Origin of the sequence: Pseudomonas sp. MWU16-30323 (assembly GCF_020515595.1) — a bacterium.
Lineage (GTDB): Bacteria > Pseudomonadota > Gammaproteobacteria > Pseudomonadales > Pseudomonadaceae > Aquipseudomonas > Aquipseudomonas yamanorum.
This window is the reverse complement of sequence record NZ_JAIWYM010000018.1, coordinates 94,100-116,926: the sequence shown is the minus strand read 5'-3', so window position 1 is coordinate 116,926 and position 22,827 is coordinate 94,100. Positions and strand designations below refer to the sequence as shown.

Sequence of the window (22,827 nt, the reverse complement as noted above, 5' to 3'; positions counted from 1 at the left end):
CTTACCGACATGCTCGATATACAGCGGCACCCCGACAAATTTGCACAGTTATTTCTGAACCAGAACACTAGAATAGGCACCTAACCTTTTTTAGAGTCCGAGCCCTATATGCCCGACCCGGTTGATACCCTCGAGGTGTCAGACTTACCGCTGGACGAACTCGTGGCATGCCATGAGTGCGACTTGCTGATGCGCAAGCCGGAGCTTGCCCGCGGTGAAAAGGCCCAATGCCCACGCTGCGGCTACGAGCTGTATGCTCACCGCCACAACGTCGTTGAACGAAGCCTGGCGTTAGTGATTGCCGCGCTGTTGTTGTACGTCCCCGCGAACTTTTTACCCATCATGCAGCTCAATCTACTCGGGCAGTCCTCGCAGGACACCGTATGGACCGGCGTGGTCGGTCTGTTCGACACCGGTATGCAAGGCGTCGCCGTGGTGGTGTTCCTCTGCAGCATGGGCATTCCATTGCTCAAGCTCCTGTGCCAGTTGGCGGTATTGTTGAGCATTCGCTGGAACATCGGCCGCAGCTACGGGCTGCTGTTTTATCGCATCTACCACCATCTGAAAGACTGGGGGATGCTCGAGGTCTACCTGATGGGCGTGCTGGTGGCGATCGTAAAACTGGCCGACATGGCGACCATCACCGTTGGGCTGGGCTTGGCCTGCTTCGTAAGTCTGTTAATGGTCCAGATACTGCTGGAGGTGGTGATGTCACCTCACCAGATCTGGGAAGCGCTGTCAGGAGAGGATGCTCATGCGGGCGATTGATGCGGGCATTCTGATCTGTACCGAATGCCATGAACTAAACAAACAAGACCCGGACACCGACGAGCAAACCTGCACCCGTTGCGGTGCACTGGTTCACGCTCGCCGGCCGAACAGCCTGACGCGCACCTGGGCGCTGCTGATCACCGCAGCCATCCTGTACATCCCGGCCAATCTGTTGCCGATCATGACCGTCAGCTCCCTGGGGCAGGGCGATCCGAGCACCATCATGTCCGGCGTGATCCAACTGATGCAGCACGGCATGTTCCCGATCGCCGCTGTAGTGTTTGTCGCCAGCATCCTGGTGCCCACCTTCAAGCTGGTGGGTATTGGGCTGCTGCTGTTTTCGGTACAACGTCACCAACCACTTTCCGCGCAACAACGCATTATCATGTACCGCTTTATCGAGTTTATTGGCCGCTGGTCCATGCTGGATATCTTCGTGATTGCCATCCTGGTGGCGGTCGTAAACTTTGGGCGACTTGCCAGTGTCGAGGCCAATCTCGGTGCCGTGGCGTTCGCCAGTGTGGTGATCTTGACGATGCTTGCCGCAGTAACTTTCGATCCCCGACTGATTTGGGATAACACGGAGTCGGACGACGACCATGAGTGATTTGCCTAAGGCTAAAACCCGCCCAGCTTCCAACTGGTCGGCCATTTGGGTGCTGCCCCTGATTGCCCTGATCATCGGTGGCTGGTTGGGATGGCGTGCGTACAACCAGCAAGGTATCGAGATTCAGGTTCGCTTTGAAAGCGGCGAAGGCATCCAGGCCAACAAGACCGAAGTGGTCTACAAAGGCATGTCCGTGGGTAAGGTCAAGACACTGGCCCTGGATGACGAAGGTAACAATCGCGGGGTGATTGCCACCATCGAGATGAACAAGGATGTGGAGCAATACCTCAAGACCAACACCCGCTTCTGGCTGGTCAAGCCGAGTGTCAGCCTGGCCGGGATCACCGGCCTGGAAACCCTGGTCTCGGGTAACTACATCGCCGCCAGCCCGGGCGATGGTGAGCCGACGCGCAAGTTCAAGGCCCTGTCTGAAGAACCGCCCTTATCCGACGCCAAGCCCGGCCTGCACCTGACGATCAAAGCCGATCGTCTCGGCTCGCTGAACCGCGGCAGCCCGGTGTTCTATAAGCAGATCCAGGTCGGCCAGGTCAAAAGCTACCTGCTCTCCGAAGACCAGACCACCGTTGAAATCAAGGTCTACATCGAGCCGACCTACGCCAGCCTGGTGCGCAAACACACGCGTTTCTGGAACGCCAGCGGCATCAGCATCGACGCCAACCTGTCCGGCGTAAAAGTGCGCAGTGAATCCCTGGCCAGCATCGTTGCCGGCGGTATCGCCTTCGCCACGCCAGAGAACCGCAAGGACAGCCCGCCGACGGACCCGAGCCTGCCGTTCCGCCTGTATGAAGACTTCGATGCAGCAGCCGCAGGCATCAAGGTCAAAGTCAAACTCACCGACTTCGAAGGTCTCCAGGCGGGTCGCACGCCGGTGATGTACAAAGGCATCCAGGTCGGCAGCCTGAAAACCCTGAAGATCGACCCGGACCTTTCCAGCGCCAATGCCGAGCTGACCCTCGACCCACTGGCCGAAGACTACCTCGTTCAGGACACCCAATTCTGGGTGGTCAAACCGTCCATCTCCCTGGCCGGCATCACCGGGCTGGAAGCGTTGGTCAAGGGTAACTACATCGCCATCCGTCCCGGCGACAAGGGCAGCGCGCCACAACGGGAGTACGTCGCCCGGGCCAAGGCGCCGCCACTGGACCTGCGTTCCCCCGGCCTGCACATGGTGCTGTTCACCGACAACCTCGGTTCCCTGGATGTCGGCAGCCCGATCCTCTACAAGCAGGTCAAGGTCGGTTCCGTACAGAGCTACCAGTTCTCCCGCAAGAACAAGCAACTGGTGATTGGCGTCCATATCGAGAAAGAGTACGAAGGCCTGGTCAACGGCTCGACCCGATTCTGGAATGCCAGCGGCGTGACCCTGACCGGCGGACTTACCGGCGGCATCCAGGTGAAAAGCGAATCCCTGGCCAGCCTGATGGCGGGCGGTATCGCCTTCGAAACCCCGGAGCCGAATGTACCGCTGAAAAAACGTATCCCGCGTTTCCGTCTGTTCCCGGATCGCGAAGCCGCCAACCAGCACGGTACATTGGTGACCATCAAGGTCGACCGCGCCGACGGCCTGCGCCCAGGTACGCCGGTACGCTTCAAAGGCCTCGACGTCGGCAAGATCGAAAGCGTCGACTTGAGTGCCGACATGCAATCGGTCCTGCTCAGCGCGCGCATCACCCAAGTGGCAGATCGCATCGCCCGGGCCGGCAGTCAGTTCTGGGTGGTCAAGCCAGAACTGGGGCTAATGAAAACGTCGAACCTGGAAACCCTGGTCACCGGTCAGTACATCGAAGTGCAGCCCGCAGCGAAGAACGCTGGCCCGCAAAAGAGCTTCGTTGCCCTCGACCAACCGCCTGAAGCGGTCCATCAGGACGCGGGCTTGAGCCTGGTGCTCAGTGCGGCGCGCCGCGGTTCGCTGAAGGAAGGTGTGCCGGTCACCTACCGCGAAGTCACGGTAGGCAAGGTCACAGGCTACGAGTTGGGCCAGACCGCCGACCGGGTGCTGATCCATATCCTGATCGAGCCCAAGTACGCGCCGCTGGTGCGCAGTGGCAGCCGGTTTTGGAACACCAGCGGTTTCGGTCTCGACTTCGGCCTGTTCAAGGGCGCGACGGTGCGCACCGAATCCCTGGAGACCCTGGTCGCCGGCGGCATCGCCTTTGCCACGCCAGACGGTGAGCGCATGGGGAATGCCGCTCGGCCCCAGCAAACCTTCCCGCTGTTCGACAAGTTCGAAGACGAATGGCTGACCTGGGCACCTAAAATCCCACTCGGCAAATAGACCGAGGCGCGGCCTTCGCGAGCAAGCCCGCTCCCACATTTGACCCCGTTCCCCCTGAAGGAACCCGATTGAAGGTGGGAGCGGGCTTGCTCGCGAAGAGGCCCTCAAGAACACCAAAAAAAGGCCGCGATCCAAAAGATCGCGGCCTTTTTGCATTTCAGCGCGGCTGATTAAACCTCGTCCAACTCCGGTTCATCCGCCTGCACGTTCACCGTCGCCTTCACCACATCGTGACGACGGATGTATTTCCAGTCTGCCTCATCAATGTAGATCCCGTTCGGCCCGCTGCCGCCTTCCAGGTCAATCGCCACCTGGGCGGACACCTGCGGCTTCACACTGGCCAGAATCGGCACGAAGCCCAGCTGCAAGCTGGTTTCCAGCAACGCCGCCTGGTTCTTCTCGTCGATATCCGCCGCCTCGTCGAGGTAGTACGGCAAGCGCACACGACCTGCCTGATCGCGGTCCATCAAGTGCAGCAACAAGTACATGTTGGTCAGCGCCTTGATGGTCATGGTGGTGCCGTTGGAGGCGGCGCCATCAATGTCGGTGTGAATGATTGGCTGGCCGTTGACCTTGGTGATCTCGAACGCCAATTCGAACAAGTCCTTGAGGCCCAACTGGTTGTGGTTGGCCGCAACCAGGCGCGCCAGGTATTCCTTGGCTTCCTCGTTCTTGTTGTCCTGCTCGGCGCTCTGGCTCAGGTCGAAGACCGACAGGGTTTCACCCTCTTCATACTGACCGGCACTGTGGATGATCTGGTCGATATGCTTGAGGGCTTCCTTGTTCGGCGCCAGCACGATGCGGAAGCTCTGCAGGTTGGACACCTGGCGCTTGTTGATCTCGCGGTTGAACAACGCCAACTGGTGTTCAAGGCTGTCGTAGTCGCTGCGGATATTGCGCAAGGTGCGCGCGATATCGGTGACCGCCGCACGCCGCGCCTTGCCCAGGGTCAGGGCTTCATCGGTACGGTGCGCGTAAGCGTTGATCAGCAGGTGCAGGCGGCGCTCCATATCGTCTTCACTGTCGAACTTGGCCACGCCCTTGAGGCGCACCTGTGCATACAGCGCGTCGATCTGGCCGTCAGCCCGCAGCAAACCCTGCCAACTGTCCTGATAGTCATTGAGCAGTGGCAGCAGGTTTTCCATGGAGTCGTCGACCGGATCGATGAACGGCGTACCAAACGGCAAGTCCGCCGGCAGCAGTTGGCGACGACGCAACGCGTCATCCAGCGTGCGCTGCTTGGCTTCCATATCACCAATCTGGCGGCCTACCAGTTGCAGCTTGGCCGACAGTTGCTGGACGCGTTCGGTAAACGCATCGCTGGAACGCTTCAATTCGTCCTGGGCCGCTTCCATCTGCGCCAGGCTTTCCAGCTTCTCGCCTTCTTCTGCGCTCAGGGTTTGCGAGCGGCGGAAATCTTCCAGCGCCTTCTGTGCGTCTAATACCTGTTGGTACAGGGCTTCAGTCTGGGTCTTGCTCGCCGCGCGGTCAGCCGCCACGGCTTGCTGGGTTTTCAGTTGCTTGAGTTCTTTTTCCAGGCGCTCTTTCTGGTCACGCAACGCGGCGCGGTCAGCCAGGGCCTGCAACGCCGGTGGCTCGATGTGCGAGATGTCGATGGCCAGTCCCGGCACTTCAAAACGCTCGCCCTTGAAGCCATCGAGAATCTGCTCCAGGGATTTCACCCACAGGCCTTCCTCGTCCAGCGTGATGCCATGCTCACCCAGCGGCAAGCTGAACAGCGAACTGTTGAACAAGCGCATCAGACGCTCGACATCCTGCTGCGAGAACTCTTCCCGCAGCTTGGCGTAGCTGTTGTTGTCGGCGTGATCGAGTTGTTGCTTCACCGACTTCAGGCGTTTTTCCAGGTCCCGCAGACGCTCGTCCAAATCCTCGGCGCTGAACTGACGCGACTGCGCCAAGGCACCGGCCAATTCATCGTGAGCATCCTTGGCCGCCAGCAGTTGCTGCTCCAGCACCTTGACGTCATCCACCAGGGCGAAGCGATGCTTGAGCACCGACAGCTCACCGAGCCAGCGCTGAATGCCGCTGATTTCCCGCTCCAGGCGCATCAGTTCCTGAGTGCCGCCGCGCTGGTCGTTCTGCAGTGCGTCTTGCTCGTTGCGGTAATGCTCGGCCTGGATCGTCAGCTCTTCCTTGCGCGCACTGGCGTAGTCCGACCAAGTGCCCAACAACGAATCCAGCAGCGGCGACAGGCGATGCAGTTTGCCCCGCAGGATTTCCCGCTGTTTCACGCCATTGGACAGCGCTTCCACCAGCGGCCCGGCGGCTACCAATGAGTTGTAGTCCTGTTCCATGCGTCGTACATCACGGAAGGCTTCTTCACACGCCGCGATGTAATCGACACTGCCGGAACGCAGGCTGTGTTCGAACGCATCCAGGAACAGTTGCTTCAACTTGGCCGCGGTAATTTCCCGCATGTGCAGCAAGTTGATAAACAACGCACGGAAGGTCTTCAGGCTCTGCTCGCTGGTGGAGCGCAGCGGAATCAGGGTCAGGTCCAGCGGGATCGACGTGTGGCCGCCCACCAGCAAACGTCGCAGTTCATCCGGCTTCAGCTCGTAGGCCTTCAGGCCTTCGCGCTCAAGGTTGGTGAACAGCTCTTTCTGGCGCAGGCAGGTGTCGTTCTTCTGATAGTGCGCCAGGTCCAGCTTGCCCGCGTAGGCAAAGAACTGGTGACCGAAACCACCGCCCGGGCCGCGACCGACCACGCCGATCACGTGCGGGCCATGGGGCAGGGCCACTTCCACCAGGATGTAGCTGGTGTCGGTAGCAAAGTAGAAACGCCGGGATTGCTCCAGGGTGTACTTGCCGAAACTCATGTCCGACATGCGCGCCAGAATCGGGAACTGCAAGGCGTTGATCGAGGCCGATTTGCCGAGGTTGTTCGCGCCGTACACCGACAGCGGTTCTTCCAGCGGGAACAACCCCAGGCTGTAACCGGCGGTGTTCAAAAGGGCGAAGCGGCGAATGCCGTAGCGTTCCTTGCTCATGCGTCGGTCTCCTGTTCTTCGGCAATGGCACGGGCCAGGGCGTCTTCTTCGCTTTCTTCTGCGAAGTCACTCAAGTCCAGCGGGTCATCGGTCTTCAGCAGTTTCTCATCGCTGTCTTCGTCGATGATCACCGGGGCCGGCAGCGGCAATACGCTGTGGATGCTCGCGGCGAGGTCACGGTCCTGCTGCACCGAGAGGCACACATCGAGGAAGCGGTGCATCGGCGGCAGGAAGCGGTAGATACCGTTCTCTTCACTGGCAAAACCCAGCTGGGTCATGCGGCGCATGATTTTTTCTTCCAGTTCCTCAACGGTCGTCACTTCGGCCTGGATAAACAGGTCGCGGTACTTTTCCAGCAACGACGGCAGCTCATCACGGCCCAGGCTGCCACCGTCAAGCACAGCGATCGGGTCGCGGCCCTGGTCGGCCAGGTGCTCGACGATGATGAAGGTGAACAACGCCAGGCGCTGGGCGGTTTTGTTGACCTGCGCGGCAGCCACGGCCGAGTCCGGTACGAAGTAGTAGAAACCCCGGGTGTCGCACACCAGCTCAAAGCCCAGGGCCTTGAACAGCGTGCGGTACTGGTCCTGGAAGTTCGACAGTTGGGCGTACAGCTCCGGGTCGCGGCGGCTGACGTGGTAACCCTTGAACAGCTCGCGAAAGATCGGCGCCAGTTGGGACAGTTCGGATAGATCAAGATGCATGAGGGGTGCTCGCAGAATTCCCGGCCGTATCAATACTGGCTGGAAGCAGGGCGAATGAGCGCAGGCTGACCTGGTGCTCGTGAGTGTGGTAATCCCGTCGTTCCAGACGTTCGCGCTTGAAGCGTTTCTCCCGCGACAGGCGTGAGAACCAGTACAGCAACTCGTCGGTTGCGCCGTCCGGTTCCTGCTCCAGCAGCCAGGTCATCAGGTCGGGCATCGGCAGCGCGTCTTCACAGCGCTCGAGCATTTCCTTGACCGTGCGCGGTGCGCGAGGGGCTTCGCCCTTGTGGGATTTGTGCGCCTTGGGGAAACGCGCCGGCTTCGGTTCGAAGTTGGCCAAGGCGTACACGTAGGCTTCAACCTGGCTGGCACTGCCCAGAAAGGTGCTTTGCGGCCGGGTGAACATCGGCATCGCCGCTTGCGGCACCGCGTCCAGGCCCTTACGACGAATCGCCGACAAGGCCAGTGCCGCGCCACGGGTCACGGCGTTGTGCCGGCGCGCTTCTTCCCGCAACGGCAGCAGCAGTTCCCGGGCGTGACGCAAGGTCAGTTGAGCGCTGGTCTGCATTTCGAGGATGCGCGCATGGGTGCGCAGCAGCATGTCGTCGTCCACCAGGTGGCCGAGGCGCTGTTGTTCGGTGAGCATGCGCAACAGCACGTTCTCGACCTTGCGCACGCCTTGTTCGAAGGCGCCGTCGGCATTCACCAACTGAATCATCGGTTCGACGTATTCGTCCCAGGTCGCCAGGACTTCGGCGTATCGCTGGCGCAACGGGATCTGCCGGTCGCTGGTCTTGGCGCGGTCGGCTACGGCCGCGAGGGCCTGTTCGTCGTTGGCGAGTTTTTTCAGCACGTCCCGCACGCGCATGTCCAGCAGGCGCAGTTGGCGCGCCAGGTCATGGCCGTCACGGATGTCGAAGGCGTCCTGGATATAACCCGCCAGGCGCTCAAGGTGGCGCAGGTAGGCTTCGATCTCCAGGCACAGGCCGAGCCGGTGCTCCTTGCGAAGATACGCCAGGAAGTCGTGGATCTGTGCGTTGAGCTCGAAGCGGTTCGGGCTCTTGGCGACAGGCACCAGGATATCCAGGCGAATCCACACGTCCAGCAGGCTGGTGATGTCCTGTGGCGTGCTGTCCAGTTGTTGGGCAGCCAGTTGGGCGCGCAGTTCGCTGAGGCTCAGGGTGCCTTGGTCGAAGTGTTCGCACAGTGGCTCAAGCAGGGCCCAGTGTTCGGCGAGGGCGCGCAAGACGCGCTTGGGTTCGATCATCGGAATGGCCGGCTGGTTAGCGATTAAAAGCAGCGATTGTACTGCATCGGGGGTGGGATTTATCCACAGCCGGTCGTGAGGCGCTCACCGGAACGATCAACTGCGGGCGATCTTCGTCGAAGGGCGGTAGAATCCCCGTTCTTTAGTTATCCACAAGTGGCCGACCTTTGCTTATCGAGTCCCGACGTCGCGCTTACTTGACCGCCATGCAGGTGGTCAACTGGCTGCCGCGCACTGAATTACCGTTCGCCGCCCCCTCGCGGCCCGAGTTGCTGGAGGCCCCGGAACCGTTCGAGGCTTTCGAGCCTTCGGGTGAGGAGGCGGCTGCGCCGGTGCCGCTGGTCAAGCCCGTGGCAGAAACCCCGGTGGTCCGGCCAAAGGTCGAAGTGCCGCGCCCGTCGCCGGTGGCCAAGCCGGTTGTCGCCGAAGAGGCGCCTGCCGTGGTCAAGGCTCCAGTCGTGCCGCCGCCGCGCTTTGCCCTGCAACTGCTGCGGGCCGGGCGATGCCTGCTGCTGGTGGAGTTGCCCACCGGCGAGCGCTTCCAGACCCGCGACCCGGCCTATCTGCTGCTCAAGGACATGTTGCGCGCCGCCGGCCTGCCCGACAGCCCGCAAATCGTCGGCGAACCGGTGCGCTGGCCGCTGCTGGCCCGGGGCACCATGGACCAGGGGCCGGAAGCCGCGCGGGATTTTGTGCAAGGTTTTGTCTCGGCGCGCCTGGAAGACGAACCCTGCGTGTGCCTGTGGCTGATCGGGCTGCCCGCCGTGCGTTTTGCCGGTGAAGCGAATGCCGAGGCCTGGTACCGCGAACTGCAGGTCGAAGGCCTGGGCTCTGTCTGGGCCCTGCCGGGCCTGGAACTATTAATGGAAGAGCCACAGCGTAAGGCTGATGTCTGGCAAGCCATGCGCCGGCTGATGGCGCGCTGGAAAAGTACCGATGAGTGAAGCTTTATCTTTCCGCCCGATGACCGAGGCGGACCTCGACGCTGTACTGAAGATCGAATACGCAGCGTTCAGCCACCCCTGGACCCGCGGGATTTTTCTCGACGGGCTGGGCAAATACCAGATCTGGCTGATGTTCGAAGGCGAGCAGCAGGTGGGCCACGGGGTGGTGCAGATCATCCTCGATGAAGCGCATTTGCTGAACATCACCGTCAAGCCGGAAAACCAGGGCCGTGGCCTGGGTTTGAGCCTGCTGGAGCACCTGATGTCCCGGGCCTACGAGGCCAAGGCGCGGGAATGTTTCCTGGAAGTGCGCGACAGCAATACCGGCGCGTTCCGGCTGTATGAGCGTTACGGTTTCAACGAAATTGGCCGTCGGCGGGATTATTACCCCGCCGTCGGTGGTCGTGAAGATGCGGTCGTGATGGCCTGCACCCTGGTCGACTAAACGCAGTGCCCAATGTGGGAGCGGGCTTGCCCGCGAAGGCGGTGGTCCAGTCGCCAGATGTAATGACTGACACACCGTATTCGCGAGCAAGCCCGCTCCCATATTCAGTTCGGCAGCGTGTCAGCGGTTGCCGTCTACTGGATCGATATCGGCCAGTTCGGCCTCATCCAGGCCATTGCCGCCGCCTATCTCGTTTTCATCGACGATGCTCAGGTCCCAATCGGCCTGTCCATCTTCACCTTCTTCCCGCGCATCCCGCGCACCATCTTCGCGGATCAGGGTTTCCGGGCTCATATCATCATCGGTTGATTCGTGATCAGCGGTGGACGCCCCGGTCATTCCGGCTTCGCGCACCCGCTCGTCGGGCATCAGATGCTCGCGTTCGCGAGGTGGAATCTCGTCGCCGATCTCCGCCGTCGGCTCTTCCTCGTCAAAATCCAGTTCCCGCATGGAGCCCATGCGGTCTTCGTTGTCATCAATCGGCTCCGGTTGGGTGGCGCCGAATGGACGTCGTGAATCAGTCATGGCGATTCCTCATACTGTGGGGCTTATAGTGTGTGGACAGGCATGGCTCCCCAAGATTCAAGAAATTACCGGCCGGCTATCTTTAATTATCGGCGTGACCCGGATGGGCGGTCGTCTGTCAAAGCTGCGCATCATTCCTGAGGCTTTCCCTGATGAACGAACTACAAGACCTGCTTGATAACAACGAACGCTGGGCAGATGCGATCAAACAGGAAGATCCCGAATTCTTCGCCAAGCTTGCCCGCCAGCAAACCCCGGAATACCTGTGGATCGGCTGTTCCGATGCCCGCGTACCGGCCAACGAGATCGTCGGCATGCTGCCGGGCGACCTGTTTGTGCACCGCAACGTGGCTAACGTGGTGCTGCACACCGACCTCAATTGCCTGTCGGTGATCCAGTACGCGGTCGACGTGCTCAAGGTCAAACACATCCTGGTGACCGGCCACTATGGTTGCGGCGGTGTACGCGCCTCGATGCAGGACAACCAGTTGGGCCTGATCGACGGCTGGCTGCGCACGATCCGTGACCTGTACTACGAAAACCGCGATGTGCTGGCCCAGTTGCCCACGGAAGAGGAACGCGTCGACCGCCTGTGCGAGTTGAACGTGATCCAGCAAGTGGCCAACGTCGGCCATACCAGCATTGTGCAAAACGCCTGGCACCGTGGGCAGAGCCTGTCGGTTCACGGCTGTATCTACGGAATCAAGGATGGCCGCTGGAAAAGCCTGAACACCACCATCAGTGGCTTCGAGCAGTTGCCGCCGCAATACCGCCTGCGCCCGTTGGGAGCGGTCTAAGGGCTTTTGCGTTTGCGCCACTGCTCCATGAACTGTTGACCTTCGGCATTCAACGGTTCCTTCATGCCGGTGATCCAGCCCCGACAGTTGAGCTCGCCACACTGGCAGCGAAACTGTCGGAACAGTACGTCCTCGGTGTGGGCGTAATCCATGGTCAACAGGGTGCCAGCGGGCACTGGCTGAACGGACCAGAGTTCCAGGTACGTCATGTCGAGAAATACGTTCGGGTTGCACGAGTGCGAAAGCAAGCCGCAGAACCACGGGTCGTACAAGTGGATACGCGAGGACATCTGCACCGTATGCAGGCGCCGCTCGCTCAGCGCGTAGCCGGACACCTTGGCGATGCGCAGGCGGCTATCAAAGGCGACGCGCGTCCTGATCCCTTCGCCCGAACCCTCCCGGGTACGCACCACTTCATAGTCGCAAGCGCGGGGGTAGCCGTGTTCGGTGAGTACGGTCGCGAAGGGGTAAAGACAGTCACTCACGGCGGGTTTAGCCTGATCCATGGCTTGAGTTTTCATAACTCTCCAGGAGGGGGCTGCATCGACCTGCCGGTGGTGTCTGGGCTGCCAGTCTTGCAGCGGATGGGCGCGGCTCAAGACTCGCTGAAGTGAGCGCCAATTTCTACTGTCAAATCTGACAGTAGAAATTGGCTATTTTTTCTGTAGGAAAACGCCCCCCCATGCAGCTTGTGTCAAAGCGCCGGTGCATCAACCGCCGGTGTTGGCACTGCGCTTTTCAATTGCCTTAGCTGAGTCTTGATTGCGGGCTGGGCGCACTTGGCGTTCGCTTGTTCGGGCGTCAGTTCGCGGATCGAGGTGTAGAACAGTTCGCAGGTCTGCTCCTTGCGTGTTACCTGCCAGGTGTTCATGCAGCCTTTGAGCTGCACATTCGGATCGCTGGCGGGCTTCTGGCCCATCGAGGCCTGCCAGCACGCGGCGCTCAAGTCCTGGCCCATCACCTTCAAGCCGGCCTCGTCGGCCTTTTGCTCGTCACCGTCATACGTGTCGGGGTTGGCGGCATACCAGATGTAACTCGGGTGGTTGGCCCCCAGCACGGCGACCTGGCTGCCATCGGCCGGACTGATCTGCGCCAGGCCCAACACACCGACGGTTTGCCCGTATTGCTGCTTGATCCAGCTGCGCACTGGCGCCCCAAAAGCCACCATCGGCAATGCGCCGCCCGCGTGCAGGCTCAGCTCCTTGACCATGCGTGTCTGGTAGTCGGTGAAGTAACCGTACACACCTTCCAGGTCCTTGCCCGCCGTGGCGGGGGCGGCGATCGGTGCGATATCGATGATGGTCTGGTATTCCGGCGTCTGGGTCGCCGGGATGCCGTTGGCCGTGAGCAAGGTCGCCCAGCGGTCGGTGGTGGCCGACTCCAGGTAGTCCTGGAAGTGGGTCAGGGAGTAATCCGGCGGGAAGTGCAGCAGCTCGATGCTCTTGCGGTTTTCCAGGGCCATGCCCAGCGGCAGGAACAGGTACCAGTTGAACTGCCACTTGCCATCGCCATTGAGCTTGCTGGCGCCCTGGTAAGCCAGGTCGGCGGTGTCGAGCAAGGTGGTCAGCGGCTGGCCGTAACCGTCCGGCACGCCGCTGAAGGTGGCAAGCACCTGGTCATGCTCGGTTTTTACACTGACCTTGCCCCGGCTGTAACCGTCTCGTTGCAGGCTTTGGTTCAGGTAGTGCTCGACGGTCTGCTCCAGCGTCCAGGGACGAAAGCAGATGACGCTGCAATTGTTCGGGTACGCGAACAACTGGGTGACCCGTTGCGGGGTACCCAGCGGTACGGTGATGTCAGCGTGTACGACCGCACTCAAGGTCAGTGCGGCCAGGGTGAAGGACAACCTGGAGAGTTTAAACATGGATGATTCCCTGTCAGCGAAAGCCCGTCTGCGCGGGGTGAATGCCCACCCTCACACAGTAGCGGTTGACCGGGGAAAGCGCGTAGAAAAACTGCGCGCTTGTCGCTTTTGAGCAAGTGCGTCTACACCTTGAAGTGCAACGCATTGGTCAGGTCACCCATGGGTTTCTGGCCACGGGCGACCATCGACTCGTCCCGCAGCTTGATGCCGTCGAGTTTCTCCAGTTGGAACACCCGGGTGATCAGGCGCAGGATCGACGCCGTGTCATACACCGTATGGTCCACCGTGCCCTTGCGTGCGAATGGAGAAATGACCAGCGCCGGAATACGTGTGCCCGGGCCCCAGCGGTCGCCTTTTGGCGGTGCCACGTGGTCCCACCAGCCGCCGTTCTCGTCGACCGTGATGATCACCACCATGTTTTTCCACTGCGGGCTTTCCTGCAGCATCTTCAACGTACGGGTGATATGCCGGTCGCCCGAAGCCACGTCGGCGTAACCGGCGTGCATGTTCAGGTTGCCCTGGGGCTTGTAGAAACTCACCGCCGGCAGCGTGCCGGCCTGGGCATCGGCCATGAAGTGGTTGGTGCTCGGGTCGTCGCCCAGGCCGCCATCGCGCAGGCGCTTCTTGCGCTCTACCGGGTTTTCCGGGCCTTGCTGCTTGAAGTAGTTGAACGGCTGGTGGTGGTACTGAAAGCTAGGGATCTTCGGAATCGCTGCCGAATCCTTGTGCTCATCAATCGTTGCCTGCCAGGCGCCGCCGTACCAGGCCCAGTCGACGTTCTTCTTCGACAGCTTGTCGCCGATATGCTCGTGAGACTGTGGGACCAATACGCTGGGCAGGTCCGGCTTGGCGTAGTCCGGGCGTTCCGGGTCGCGGATCCAGGTGGGCCAGTAGGGCGGGGCCATGGTGTTTACTGCGTAGCCGTCCGGGGTCAGTGCGCTCGGGCCGAATTGCGGCGGGCCGGTCATGGCGCTGGCCGGGGATTTGTCCAGCGGCTTGAGGCGCGTGTCGGTCGGGTCGTCGCTCTGCAACGTGGCGATCTGCGACTTGGCCACCGAGTTGGCGGCATCCGGGTAGAACGGCACCTGGGCGCTGATCAGGTATTGGTGGTTGAGGTACGAACCGCCAAAGGCGCCCTGGAAGAAGTTGTCGCACAGCACAAATTCCTTGGCCACGTCCCACAGGCGCAGGGAATAGCGCGTTTGCGGGTAATAGCCAAAGGTCAGTGCGCCCGAGTCGGCCCAGGCGACAAAACGGTCGTTCTTGCCGCCGTTGATCTGCATCTGGTTTTGATAGAACACGTGCCACAGGTCACGGGTGATCAAGGCCAGCGGCAGGTCTTCACCGTCCGGGCCTTTCAACGCGAAGGGGGCGTTGGGCAAGTGTTGCTGATATTGGGTGGCGCTGGGGTAGATCACCCCGTCGATGGTCTGCGGGCCCAATTGGGTCACGCCGCCCCACACCTCAGGCAAGGTATCCAGCAGGCTGCCGTCGCGGTCGTGTTGCTGGTAGTCGGCGGGCTTGAGCGCGGAGAGCGGGCTCTCCACGCCGGGGAAATCGGCAAACAGATTGTTGAAGCTGCGGTTCTCGCCGTAGATCACCACCACGGTTTTCACGTTGTCGTGCAGGGCCTTGTCCAGTTCTGCAGGCGTCAGTTCGCGGTCGACCGGCGGGCTTGGCTGGTCGGTTGTGCCGCCGCAGGCGCTCAGGGTGGCTCCGGCCCCGAGTACAGCGACCCCACCCAAAAAGCGCCGACGGCTGGAGTCGGGGAGGGTGTCGGAGGCATTTTGGGAGGCATTCTGGTCTTCTGTTTCGTCAGTCATCCGAGGCTTCTCACTGCTGTTTTTGGTTTATTTTATTTCTGGATGTTTCATTGAAATGGCGTGAAATATGGCAAAGCTTAAACGCTTCAGTCTATAAGGCGAGGCCTTAGGGCGTAAGGGAACTGTTTGTGACTGACGGGTTTTGTAACGCGACCGCGCTGCGACGCACTGATTTTCCCCTTGATCGGCGAGGTGCCGATCAAGGGGCAAGAGGCGTTGCCGGGCCTGGGTGAGAAGCTTAAGCAGGCAATATGACAGAAGCGTTTACGGCATCACCGGCGGCAAATATTTAAGCGTCGTGCCCAACGCCCACAGCAGGAACAACACCAGCGGCGTATGCACCAGCAACTGCACAAACGAAAAGCCGATCAAGTCCCGCGCCTTCAGCCCCAGCACGCCCAGCAGCGGCAGCATATAGAACGGGTTGATCAGGTTCGGCAGCGCTTCGGCGGCGTTGTAGATCTGCACCGCCCAGCCCAGGTGATATTCCAGGTCATTGGCAACCTGCATCACGTACGGCGCCTCGATGATCCACTTGCCGCCACCCGACGGTATAAAGAAGCCCAGCACCGCCGAGTACACGCCCATCAACAGCGCGTAGGTGTCGTGGGACGCGATCGAGGTGAAGAAGGTCGAGATATGGTGCGCCAGGGTCGCGCCGTCACTGCCTTTGACCACGGTCATCAACGCCGCAATCGAGCCATACAGCGGGAACTGGATCAGCACCCCGGTGGTGGTCGGCACCGCACGGGCCACCGCATCGAGGAAGCTGCGCGGGCGCCAGTGCAGCAACGCACCGACCATCAGGAACAGGAAGTTATAGGTGTTGAGCCCGGAGATCGCGCTGATCGCCGGCTTGGTCGAAAACTCGTGGAACAGCCACCCGGCTGCCAGCAACGCCAGCAGGATGGTCAGCAACGGGCTGTGTTCCAGCCACTCGCCCGGGCGCGTCGGCGGTTGCGGCTTGGGCAGGTTGAAGGCCGGATCGACCCCGCAAGCCTTGGCGTCACGGGCGGAGTTCGGCCCGGGCGCGGTGGCGTAGGCGATGATCAGCGAGACCACGATCAGTGCCAGCAACAGCACCCCGGATTGCCACAGGAAGATGGTGTCGGTGAACGGGATCATCCCGGTGATCGACAGGATCGACGGCGGCAAACTGGCCGGGTTGGCCTGCAACTGCGCCGCCGACGACGACAGCCCCAGCGCCCAAACGGCACCCAGGCCGAGGTACGCCGCCGCACCGGCCGCGCGATAGTCCATGCGCAAATCCGTACGACGGGCCAGTGCCCGCACCAGCAAACCGCCAAACACCAACGACAGGCCCCAGTTGAGCAACGAGGCGACCATCGAAATCAGCGCCACCCACGCCACGGCAGAGCGGCCGTTCTTCGGGATGCGCGCCAGGCGGTCGATCAGTTTCACGGCGGGTGGGGAGCTGGCGACCACATAACCGCCAATCACCACAAAAGCCATTTGCATGGTGAACGGGATCAAGCTCCAGAAACCGTCACCAAACGCCTTGGCGGCCTCGGTCGGGGCGGCGCCCATGCCCAGGGTCGCCACGGCGACAATGATCACGGCGAGGGCGGCAAACACCCAGGAGTCCGGGAACCAGCGCTCGGCGAAGTTTGAACAACGCAGGGCAAATCGGGCGTAGCGGCTGTCTTCGATAGCATCGGCCACGTTCAGTACCTCTATTTGTATTTATTATGGGGGGCGGCAGTTTTGCTGCATGTTCCTCTACGGCTATTCATTTGGGAATGTAGTTATCTTCATTGATCAATGAGTAAAGCAAATATATCCAGCGTGATTGCCATCACTCGGCCCAGCTCATAACCTGCATTCCATTTTGTTTGCCTGCCGAGCTTTTCCATGACTGCCACCTCTTATCCACAGGCACAGCGTTTCTCCCGCTCCGACTACAAAACCCTGGGCCTGGCCGCTCTGGGCGGGGCCCTGGAAATCTACGACTTCATCATCTTCGTATTTTTCGCGCTGACCCTCAGCCAGCTGTTTTTCCCGCCGGAAATGCCCGAGTGGCTGCGCCTGCTGCAAAGCTTCGGTATCTTCGTCACCGGCTACCTCGCACGCCCGCTGGGCGGGATCCTGATGGCGCACTTCGCCGATCACCTGGGACGCAAGCGGGTGTTCAGCCTGAGCATTCTGATGATGGCGCTGCCATGTCTGCTGATCGGGATCATGCCCACCTACGCACAAATCGGTTATTTCGCGCCCTTGATCCTGTTGGCGCTGCGCATCCTCCAGGGCGCGGCGGTGGGCGGAGAAGTGCCCAGTGCCTGGGTATTTGTCGCCGAGCACGCCCCGGACAACCACCGTGGTTATGCCCTGGGCTTCCTGCAAGCCGGGCTGACGTTCGGCTACCTGCTCGGCGCGCTGACCGCGACCCTGCTGGCGCAGGTTTTCACCCCGACCGAAATCCTCGACTACGCCTGGCGCTTCCCGTTCCTGCTGGGCGGCGTATTCGGCGTGATCGGCGTCTGGCTGCGGCGCTGGCTCAGTGAAACCCCGGTATTCCTGCAGATGCAGGCCCGCCGCCAAGCTGGCGCCGAACTGCCCCTGCGCACCGTCTTGCGGGAGCACCGCAGCGCGCTGCTGCCGGCGATGATCCTCACCTGCGTACTCACCTCGGCGGTCGTCGTGCTGGTGGTCATCACCCCGACCATGATGCAGAAAACCTTCGGCATGAGCCCCAGCCACACCTTCGCCCTGAGCGCGCTGGGCATCGTGTTCCTGAACATCGGTTGTGTGCTGGCCGGGCTGCTGGTGGACCGTATCGGCGCCTGGCGTGCGGTGTTGGTCTATAGCCTGCTGCTGCCGGTGGGGATTGCCGTGCTCTATGCCAGCCTGATTGCCGGCGGTGTGTGGTTGGGCGCGGCGTATGCGATTGCCGGTTTGAGTTGCGGGGTGGTGGGCGCGGTGCCGTCGGTGATGGTCAGCCTGTTCCCGGCGCAGGTGCGGGTGTCGGGGATTTCCTTCACCTACAACATTGCCTATGCACTGTGGGCGAGTACCACACCGCTGATGTTGATCGCATTGATGCCCACCAGCCCGTGGATCTGCGTGGTTTATTGCGTGGTGATGGGCGCGGTGGGCGCAGTGAGTGCGGCGCATTTTGGCAAGCGCCACCCCACCTGATCGTTCCCACGCTCTGCGTGGGAACGCCTCCCTGGACGCTCCGCGTCCGCTCATTACGTCAGGAAGTGCCACATCAGCAATGTGCCCACCAGGCCCACCACCGACACAATGGTCTGCAACACCGACCACACCCAGATCGTCTGCTTCAACTGCAAGCCGAAGTACTCCCGCACCATCCAGAAGCCGGCGTCGTTGACGTGGCAGAAGAACACCGAGCCGGCACCAATCGCCAGGGCCACCAGTGAGCTTTGCGTCGCCGCCAACCCCGCCATCATCGGCGCCAGGATGCCCGCCGTTGTCGTGGTGGCGACGGTCGCCGAACCCGTCGCCTGACGCAGCGCCACTGCAATCAACCAGGCCAGCAACAGGTACGGCATGTGCGCGCCTTCGGCCACCTTGCTGATGGTCTGGCTCACGCCGGCATCCAGCAGAGTTTGCTTCAACCCGCCGCCCGCGCCGATGGTCAGCAACAGCACCGCGATCGGCGCCAGTGCCTTGCGCAAGGTATTGCCCACATCGGCCCGCGGCATGCCACTGGCCCAGCCCAGGCAAATCACTGCGGCAATCACCGCCAGGCCCAGCGCGATCAACGGCTCACCGAGGAACTTCAAGGTCAGTGCCACCGGGCTTTCCGGCGACATGGCGACCTTGGCCAAAGTGCTGCCAAGCATCAGGATCACCGGCAACAGGATAATCAGCAGCGACACACCAAAACTCGGCTGGCGCGGCGCCTTGGGCGGTGCGCTGAACAGCGCGCCAATGTCGGCCGGCTCATCCACGTGCATGCGCTTGGACAGCCAGTTGCCGTACAGCGGGCCCGCCAGAATCACGGCCGGTACCGCCAGGCAGAAGCCCAGCAACATGGTCAGGCCCAGGTCGGCGTGCAATGCGCCCACCGCAATCAGCGGCCCCGGATGCGGCGGCATCAAAGCGTGCAGGGTGGTCATCCCCGCCAGCGCCGGGATTGCGATTTTCAGCAGCGGCTGGTTCGAACGCTTGGCCATCACGAAGATGATCGGCACCATCATCACCAGGCCCACTTCGAAGAACAGCGGCAAGCCAATCACCATCGCCACCAGCGCCATCACCCAGGGCAACGACTTGCCCTTGCCCAGCCCGAGCAGGGTGGTGGCGATACGGTCGGCAGCGCCGGACTCGGCCATCAACGCGCCGAGCATCGAGCCCAGGGCAATGATGATCCCGGCTTCACCGAGGATCGCCCCGGCGCCTTTGCTGAACGCCTTGGCCACTTCTTCCGGCGGCAAGCCGGCGCCGACACCGGCGATAAAGGTGCCGATCAGGATCGACAGGAAGGGCGGCAGCTTGGTCGCACTGATCAACACAATGATGCTGGCGATGGCCAGTAATACGCAGAACATGAGGCGGGTGTCGTGAACCATCCACGCGGCAGTCGATAACTCCAAAACGGGACTCCTTATCGAACAGGTTGGCTAATATGTTTCTTTTTGTTTCCTGCTCGAAAAGCATACCTGATACAACGGTTCCAGAGCGCTCATGTTCAATTTTGGTGCGCATGGCATATCGCCCACCTGACCGCAGGATGACAATTTTGCAACCTATGGCGGTGGTTTTAACCTATAGCTCTATGATCAACCGGACCACAACCCACGAGGACATGTCATGAGTGCAGGACACAGCCACGCCCAAGTACGCGCCGGCCACGAACGCAAGTTATGGATCGCCCTCGGGCTGACGGGCAGTTTCATGATTGCCGAGGTGATCGGCGCCTTTGTCACCGGCAGCCTGGCGCTTTTGTCTGACGCCGCGCACATGATGACCGACGCCTTGGCCCTTGCGATTTCCCTGGTGGCGATCCAGGTGGCCAAGCGCGCCGCCGACCGCAAGCGCACGTTCGGCTATGCGCGGTTCGAGATATTGGCCGCGGCGTTTAATGCGCTGCTGCTGTTCGGCGTGGCGTTCTACATCCTGTATGAGGCGTATCAACGCTTGCAGGCGCCCGCCGAGATCCAGTCCACCGGCATGTTGGTGATCGCGGTGCTGGGGCTGATCGTCAATCTGATTTCCATGCGATTACTGAGTGCGGCCAGCGGCGAAAGCCTGAATGTGAAGGGCGCTTACCTGGAGGTCTGGAGCGACATGCTCGGCTCCGTCGGCGTGATCATCGCGGCGGTGGTGATCATGTACACCGGCTGGGGCTGGGTGGATTCGGTGGTGGCGGCGGCGATTGGCTTCTGGGTGTTGCCACGCACCTGGACGCTGCTCAAGGAAAGCATGAATGTGCTGCTGCAAGGCGTGCCGGACGGCATTGATATCGACAAGGTGGAGCAGGCGATTCGCGGCGTACCCGGGGTCAAGGAGGTGCACGACCTGCATATCTGGGCCCTCACCAGCGGCAAGAGCGTGCTGAGTACTCATCTGGTGGCGGATTCGGCGCAAGGCAGCGAGCAACAGATCCTCAGCCAGGTGACGGAGTTACTGCATGAGCAATTCGATATTTCCCACGCCACGATCCAGATCGAAGGCGCTGGTTTTCAGCATGACGAGCACGACGAGGTGCACGCCTGACCGTCATTCACGGTCTTCCAGCACATAACCCACGCCGCGCAAGGTATGGATCAACTTGCGCTCGAACGGGTCATCGATCTTCGCCCGCAGACGGCGGATCGACACTTCCACCACGTTGGTGTCGCAATCAAAGTTCATGTCCCACACGAATGAGATGATCTGCGTGCGGGACAGCACCACGCCGCTCTGACGCATCAGCAAATGCAGCAGGGCGAACTCCTTGGTGGTCAGGTCGATGCGCTGCAAGCCGCGAAACGCCCGGTGGCGGCCTTGATCCAGTTCCAGGTCAGCCACCCGCAACACATCCGGCACCGGCGAGTGCACGCTGCGGCGCATCAAGGTGCGCACGCGCGCGAGCAGTTCGGGGAATTCAAACGGCTTGACCAGGTAATCATCGGCGCCCAGGTCCAGGCCCTTGATCCGGTCGGCGAGGCGGCCCTGGGCGGTCAGCATCATGATGCGCGTGCTGCTGTTCTGGCGGATGCGTTGCAACACATCCCAGCCATCCATCAGCGGCAAATTGACGTCGAGCATCACCAGGTCATAGGCGTGCTGGCGAGACAAATGCAAGCCATCGGCGCCGGTGGCGGCACAGTCAACGATATAGCCACTTTCGCTCAATCCCTGATGTAAATAATCGGCGGTTTTAGGTTCGTCTTCGATAACCAGAATACGCATGTCGAGGATCCCGCTGGGCAGTGGAAAAGTTGCCGGGAGCTTAAAGCAAAAGCCCGTGCCAGAGCCGTTGCTAACGGATTTGTAATGTTCTGGCCACTCCTCTGATAAGTACTGAAAGTTACATTGCCCACCTGTTAATTCATGGGCATGGAACTCTGGTTATGCCAACTTTTATAAGCACGTTCATTGGGTCCGCCGTTCTATTACTGATGACGGTTCAGGGCGTCAATGCGCAAACCCTGACCCTCGAATCGGCCCTGCAAACTGCCTTCGCCAACAACCCGGATATGGCCGCCGCACAGTGGGAAATCGACATTGCCCAGGGCGGTCGCCAACAGGCCGGATTGATCCCGAACCCGGTGGCCTCCTGGGATGCCGAAGACACCCGCCGCAACTCACGCACCACCACCGTCAAACTGAGCCAGACCCTGGAACTGGGTGGCAAGCGCGGCGCCCGGATTGATGTCGCCACCCGCGCCCAGGAAGCCGCCGCACTGACCCTGGAGCAGCGTCGCAACGGGCTGCGTGCGGAGGTCATCGACGGTTACTACGGCGCACTTCGCGCCCAGGAACGCCTCGACCTGGCCCAGCGCTCACTGGCATTGGCCGAGCGCGGCCTGGTGGTTGCCAACGGTCGCGTCACTGCCGGCAAATCGTCCCCGGTGGAAGCCACCCGCGCCCAGGTTCAGCTCTCGGAAATCCGCCTTGAATTCAACCGCGCGCAGATGGGCCTGACCGACGCCTATCGCCGACTCGCCGCCAGTACCGGCGCGGCCAATACCGACTTCCAGGCGGTCGCCACCCAAGCCCAGGCGGCACCGGCGCTACCGTCGACATCACAGTTGCTGGCACGCCTGGAACAAACCGCCGAACTGCGCCTGGCCGAGCTGCAAATCGTCCAGGGCGAAGCAGCCCTGGGCCTGGAAAAGGCCCAGCGCATTCCCGACCTCGACGTGTCCATCGGCAGCCAATACGACGCCAGCGTGCGTGAGCGGGTCAACGTGGTGGGGGTGTCAATGCCAATCCCACTGTTCAACCGCAACCAGGGCAATGTGCTCGCCGCCAGTCGTCGTGCCGACCAGGCCCGCGACCTGCGCAACGCCGCCGAACTGCGCCTGCGCACCGAAACCCGCCAGGCCCTGGACCTCTGGCAAACCGCGAATACCGAAGTGCGCTCGTTCAACCAACAGATCCTGCCCGCCGCCCAAAGCGCGGTGGACAGCGCCACCCGTGGCTTCGAGATGGGCAAGTTCAACTTCCTCGACGTGCTCGACGCCCAGCGCACCTTGATTGCGGCTCGCACCCAATACCTCGCGGCGACCGCCCAGGCCACTGAAGCCTGGGTGCGTATCGAACGGATTTACGGCGACCTCGCCCGGTTTTGAATTTCCA

19 protein-coding genes are annotated in these 22,827 nt (G+C 61.4%); 9 read left to right on the top strand and 10 right to left on the bottom strand.

Annotated elements, in window-relative coordinates; genetic code table 11:
• The first annotated feature begins 108 nt into the window (after window positions 1-108).
• Genes LIY45_RS20325 through LIY45_RS20315 form a run of 3 tightly spaced genes read left to right on the top strand, consistent with a single transcriptional unit; the run spans window position 109 to window position 3,674 of the window.
• Window positions 109-768 (top strand): paraquat-inducible protein A, encoded by a 660-nt coding sequence (locus LIY45_RS20325; protein ID WP_017478595.1) that lies wholly within the window; start codon window positions 109-111, stop codon window positions 766-768.
• On the top strand, window positions 755-1,378 hold the full coding sequence (locus LIY45_RS20320) for a paraquat-inducible protein A (RefSeq protein WP_226477389.1): 624 nt from the start codon (window positions 755-757) through the stop codon (window positions 1,376-1,378). Before LIY45_RS20325 ends, LIY45_RS20320 begins: the two co-directional genes overlap by 14 nt.
• On the top strand, window positions 1,371-3,674 hold the full coding sequence (locus LIY45_RS20315; RefSeq protein ID WP_017478596.1) for an MlaD family protein: 2,304 nt from the start codon (window positions 1,371-1,373) through the stop codon (window positions 3,672-3,674). The genes LIY45_RS20320 and LIY45_RS20315 overlap by 8 nt, the downstream gene beginning before the upstream one ends.
• Window positions 3,675-3,844: 170 nt before the next feature.
• Here the strand turns inward: LIY45_RS20315 and mksF are convergent, their stop codons facing one another.
• The 3 genes from mksF to mksB are packed head-to-tail and all read right to left on the bottom strand — an operon-like array spanning window position 3,845 to window position 8,656.
• Entirely contained in the window at window positions 3,845-6,685 is a 2,841-nt protein-coding gene (gene mksF / locus LIY45_RS20310; protein WP_226477388.1) for an Mks condensin complex protein MksF, read from the bottom strand.
• Window positions 6,682-7,389 carry an Mks condensin complex protein MksE gene (mksE, locus tag LIY45_RS20305; protein ID WP_017478598.1) on the bottom strand — a complete coding sequence of 236 codons (708 nt, stop codon included), beginning with the start codon at window positions 7,387-7,389 and terminating at the stop codon, window positions 6,682-6,684. Before mksE ends, mksF begins: the two co-directional genes overlap by 4 nt.
• Window positions 7,379-8,656: an Mks condensin complex protein MksB gene (mksB, locus tag LIY45_RS20300; RefSeq protein WP_003214377.1), complete on the bottom strand. Its 1,278-nt coding sequence runs from the start codon at window positions 8,654-8,656 to the stop codon at window positions 7,379-7,381. Before mksB ends, mksE begins: the two co-directional genes overlap by 11 nt.
• A 206-nt stretch (window positions 8,657-8,862) precedes the next feature.
• Between mksB and LIY45_RS20295 the strand changes: the two genes are divergently transcribed.
• Together LIY45_RS20295 and rimI are read left to right on the top strand one after the other, a co-directional pair.
• Complete coding sequence (locus LIY45_RS20295) at window positions 8,863-9,600, top strand: hypothetical protein (protein ID WP_017478599.1); 738 nt, start codon at window positions 8,863-8,865, stop codon at window positions 9,598-9,600.
• A complete protein-coding gene (gene rimI / locus LIY45_RS20290; protein ID WP_003214382.1) occupies window positions 9,593-10,045 on the top strand; it encodes a ribosomal protein S18-alanine N-acetyltransferase in 453 nt (150 codons plus the stop codon). Before LIY45_RS20295 ends, rimI begins: the two co-directional genes overlap by 8 nt.
• A gap of 120 nt (window positions 10,046-10,165) precedes the next feature.
• Here rimI and LIY45_RS20285 read toward each other — a convergent pair whose 3' ends face one another.
• Window positions 10,166-10,570, bottom strand: a complete 405-nt coding sequence (locus LIY45_RS20285) for a serine kinase/phosphatase (protein WP_226477387.1) — start codon at window positions 10,568-10,570, stop codon at window positions 10,166-10,168.
• 152 nt (window positions 10,571-10,722) lie between these two features.
• On the opposite strand from LIY45_RS20285, the gene can reads away from it, so the two are divergent.
• Window positions 10,723-11,367, top strand: coding sequence for a carbonate dehydratase (gene can / locus LIY45_RS20280; protein ID WP_003214385.1), 645 nt, complete (start codon window positions 10,723-10,725; stop codon window positions 11,365-11,367).
• On the opposite strand, the gene LIY45_RS20275 is transcribed toward can, so the two are convergent.
• From LIY45_RS20275 to LIY45_RS20260, 4 genes are all read right to left on the bottom strand, one after another.
• Complete coding sequence (locus tag LIY45_RS20275) at window positions 11,364-11,888, bottom strand: SET domain-containing protein-lysine N-methyltransferase (RefSeq protein WP_226477386.1); 525 nt, start codon at window positions 11,886-11,888, stop codon at window positions 11,364-11,366. The two genes, can and LIY45_RS20275, sit on opposite strands and share 4 nt — an antisense overlap.
• 173 nt (window positions 11,889-12,061) lie before the next feature.
• Window positions 12,062-13,231, bottom strand: coding sequence for a hypothetical protein (locus LIY45_RS20270; protein ID WP_226477385.1), 1,170 nt, complete (start codon window positions 13,229-13,231; stop codon window positions 12,062-12,064).
• A gap of 122 nt (window positions 13,232-13,353) precedes the next feature.
• Window positions 13,354-15,054, bottom strand: coding sequence for an acid phosphatase (gene acpA, locus LIY45_RS20265; protein WP_226477384.1), 1,701 nt, complete (start codon window positions 15,052-15,054; stop codon window positions 13,354-13,356).
• A 264-nt stretch (window positions 15,055-15,318) separates the two neighbouring features.
• Window positions 15,319-16,737 (bottom strand): TIGR00366 family protein, encoded by a 1,419-nt coding sequence (locus tag LIY45_RS20260; RefSeq protein ID WP_226477383.1) that lies wholly within the window; start codon window positions 16,735-16,737, stop codon window positions 15,319-15,321.
• 189 nt (window positions 16,738-16,926) lie between these two features.
• Between LIY45_RS20260 and LIY45_RS20255 the strand changes: the two genes are divergently transcribed.
• Window positions 16,927-18,210 carry an MFS transporter gene (locus LIY45_RS20255; protein ID WP_226477382.1) on the top strand — a complete coding sequence of 428 codons (1,284 nt, stop codon included), beginning with the start codon at window positions 16,927-16,929 and terminating at the stop codon, window positions 18,208-18,210.
• A 53-nt stretch (window positions 18,211-18,263) separates the two neighbouring features.
• On the opposite strand, the gene LIY45_RS20250 is transcribed toward LIY45_RS20255, so the two are convergent.
• Entirely contained in the window at window positions 18,264-19,634 is a 1,371-nt protein-coding gene (locus LIY45_RS20250) for a gluconate:H+ symporter (protein ID WP_023659163.1), read from the bottom strand.
• 217 nt (window positions 19,635-19,851) lie between these two features.
• Between LIY45_RS20250 and LIY45_RS20245 the strand changes: the two genes are divergently transcribed.
• Entirely contained in the window at window positions 19,852-20,757 is a 906-nt protein-coding gene (locus LIY45_RS20245) for a cation diffusion facilitator family transporter (RefSeq protein ID WP_226477381.1), read from the top strand.
• A gap of 3 nt (window positions 20,758-20,760) precedes the next feature.
• On the opposite strand, the gene LIY45_RS20240 is transcribed toward LIY45_RS20245, so the two are convergent.
• Window positions 20,761-21,435 (bottom strand): heavy metal response regulator transcription factor, encoded by a 675-nt coding sequence (locus LIY45_RS20240; RefSeq protein WP_008437506.1) that lies wholly within the window; start codon window positions 21,433-21,435, stop codon window positions 20,761-20,763.
• Between the two features lie 161 nt (window positions 21,436-21,596).
• On the opposite strand from LIY45_RS20240, the gene LIY45_RS20235 reads away from it, so the two are divergent.
• Entirely contained in the window at window positions 21,597-22,820 is a 1,224-nt protein-coding gene (locus tag LIY45_RS20235; RefSeq protein WP_226477380.1) for a TolC family protein, read from the top strand.
• The last annotated feature ends 7 nt before the right edge of the window (window positions 22,821-22,827 follow it).

Bases quoted from the DNA above. Each gene is read 5' to 3' on its own strand.
- LIY45_RS20275 (WP_226477386.1), bottom strand. From the start codon at position 11,888: ATGAAAACTCAAGCCATGGATCAGGCTAAACCCGCCGTGAGTGACTGT.
- LIY45_RS20285 (WP_226477387.1), bottom strand. From the start codon at position 10,570: ATGACTGATTCACGACGTCCATTCGGCGCCACCCAACCGGAGCCGATT.
- rimI (WP_003214382.1), top strand. From the start codon at position 9,593: ATGAGTGAAGCTTTATCTTTCCGCCCGATGACCGAGGCGGACCTCGAC.
- LIY45_RS20240 (WP_008437506.1), bottom strand. From the start codon at position 21,435: ATGCGTATTCTGGTTATCGAAGACGAACCTAAAACCGCCGATTATTTA.
- LIY45_RS20270 (WP_226477385.1), bottom strand. From the start codon at position 13,231: ATGTTTAAACTCTCCAGGTTGTCCTTCACCCTGGCCGCACTGACCTTG.
- LIY45_RS20325 (WP_017478595.1), top strand. From the start codon at position 109: ATGCCCGACCCGGTTGATACCCTCGAGGTGTCAGACTTACCGCTGGAC.
- mksF (WP_226477388.1), bottom strand. From the start codon at position 6,685: ATGAGCAAGGAACGCTACGGCATTCGCCGCTTCGCCCTTTTGAACACC.
- LIY45_RS20315 (WP_017478596.1), top strand. From the start codon at position 1,371: ATGAGTGATTTGCCTAAGGCTAAAACCCGCCCAGCTTCCAACTGGTCG.
- LIY45_RS20245 (WP_226477381.1), top strand. From the start codon at position 19,852: ATGAGTGCAGGACACAGCCACGCCCAAGTACGCGCCGGCCACGAACGC.
- mksB (WP_003214377.1), bottom strand. From the start codon at position 8,656: ATGATCGAACCCAAGCGCGTCTTGCGCGCCCTCGCCGAACACTGGGCC.
- LIY45_RS20295 (WP_017478599.1), top strand. From the start codon at position 8,863: ATGCAGGTGGTCAACTGGCTGCCGCGCACTGAATTACCGTTCGCCGCC.
- mksE (WP_017478598.1), bottom strand. From the start codon at position 7,389: ATGCATCTTGATCTATCCGAACTGTCCCAACTGGCGCCGATCTTTCGC.
- acpA (WP_226477384.1), bottom strand. From the start codon at position 15,054: ATGACTGACGAAACAGAAGACCAGAATGCCTCCCAAAATGCCTCCGAC.
- LIY45_RS20320 (WP_226477389.1), top strand. From the start codon at position 755: ATGCGGGCGATTGATGCGGGCATTCTGATCTGTACCGAATGCCATGAA.
- LIY45_RS20235 (WP_226477380.1), top strand. From the start codon at position 21,597: ATGCCAACTTTTATAAGCACGTTCATTGGGTCCGCCGTTCTATTACTG.
- LIY45_RS20255 (WP_226477382.1), top strand. From the start codon at position 16,927: ATGACTGCCACCTCTTATCCACAGGCACAGCGTTTCTCCCGCTCCGAC.
- can (WP_003214385.1), top strand. From the start codon at position 10,723: ATGAACGAACTACAAGACCTGCTTGATAACAACGAACGCTGGGCAGAT.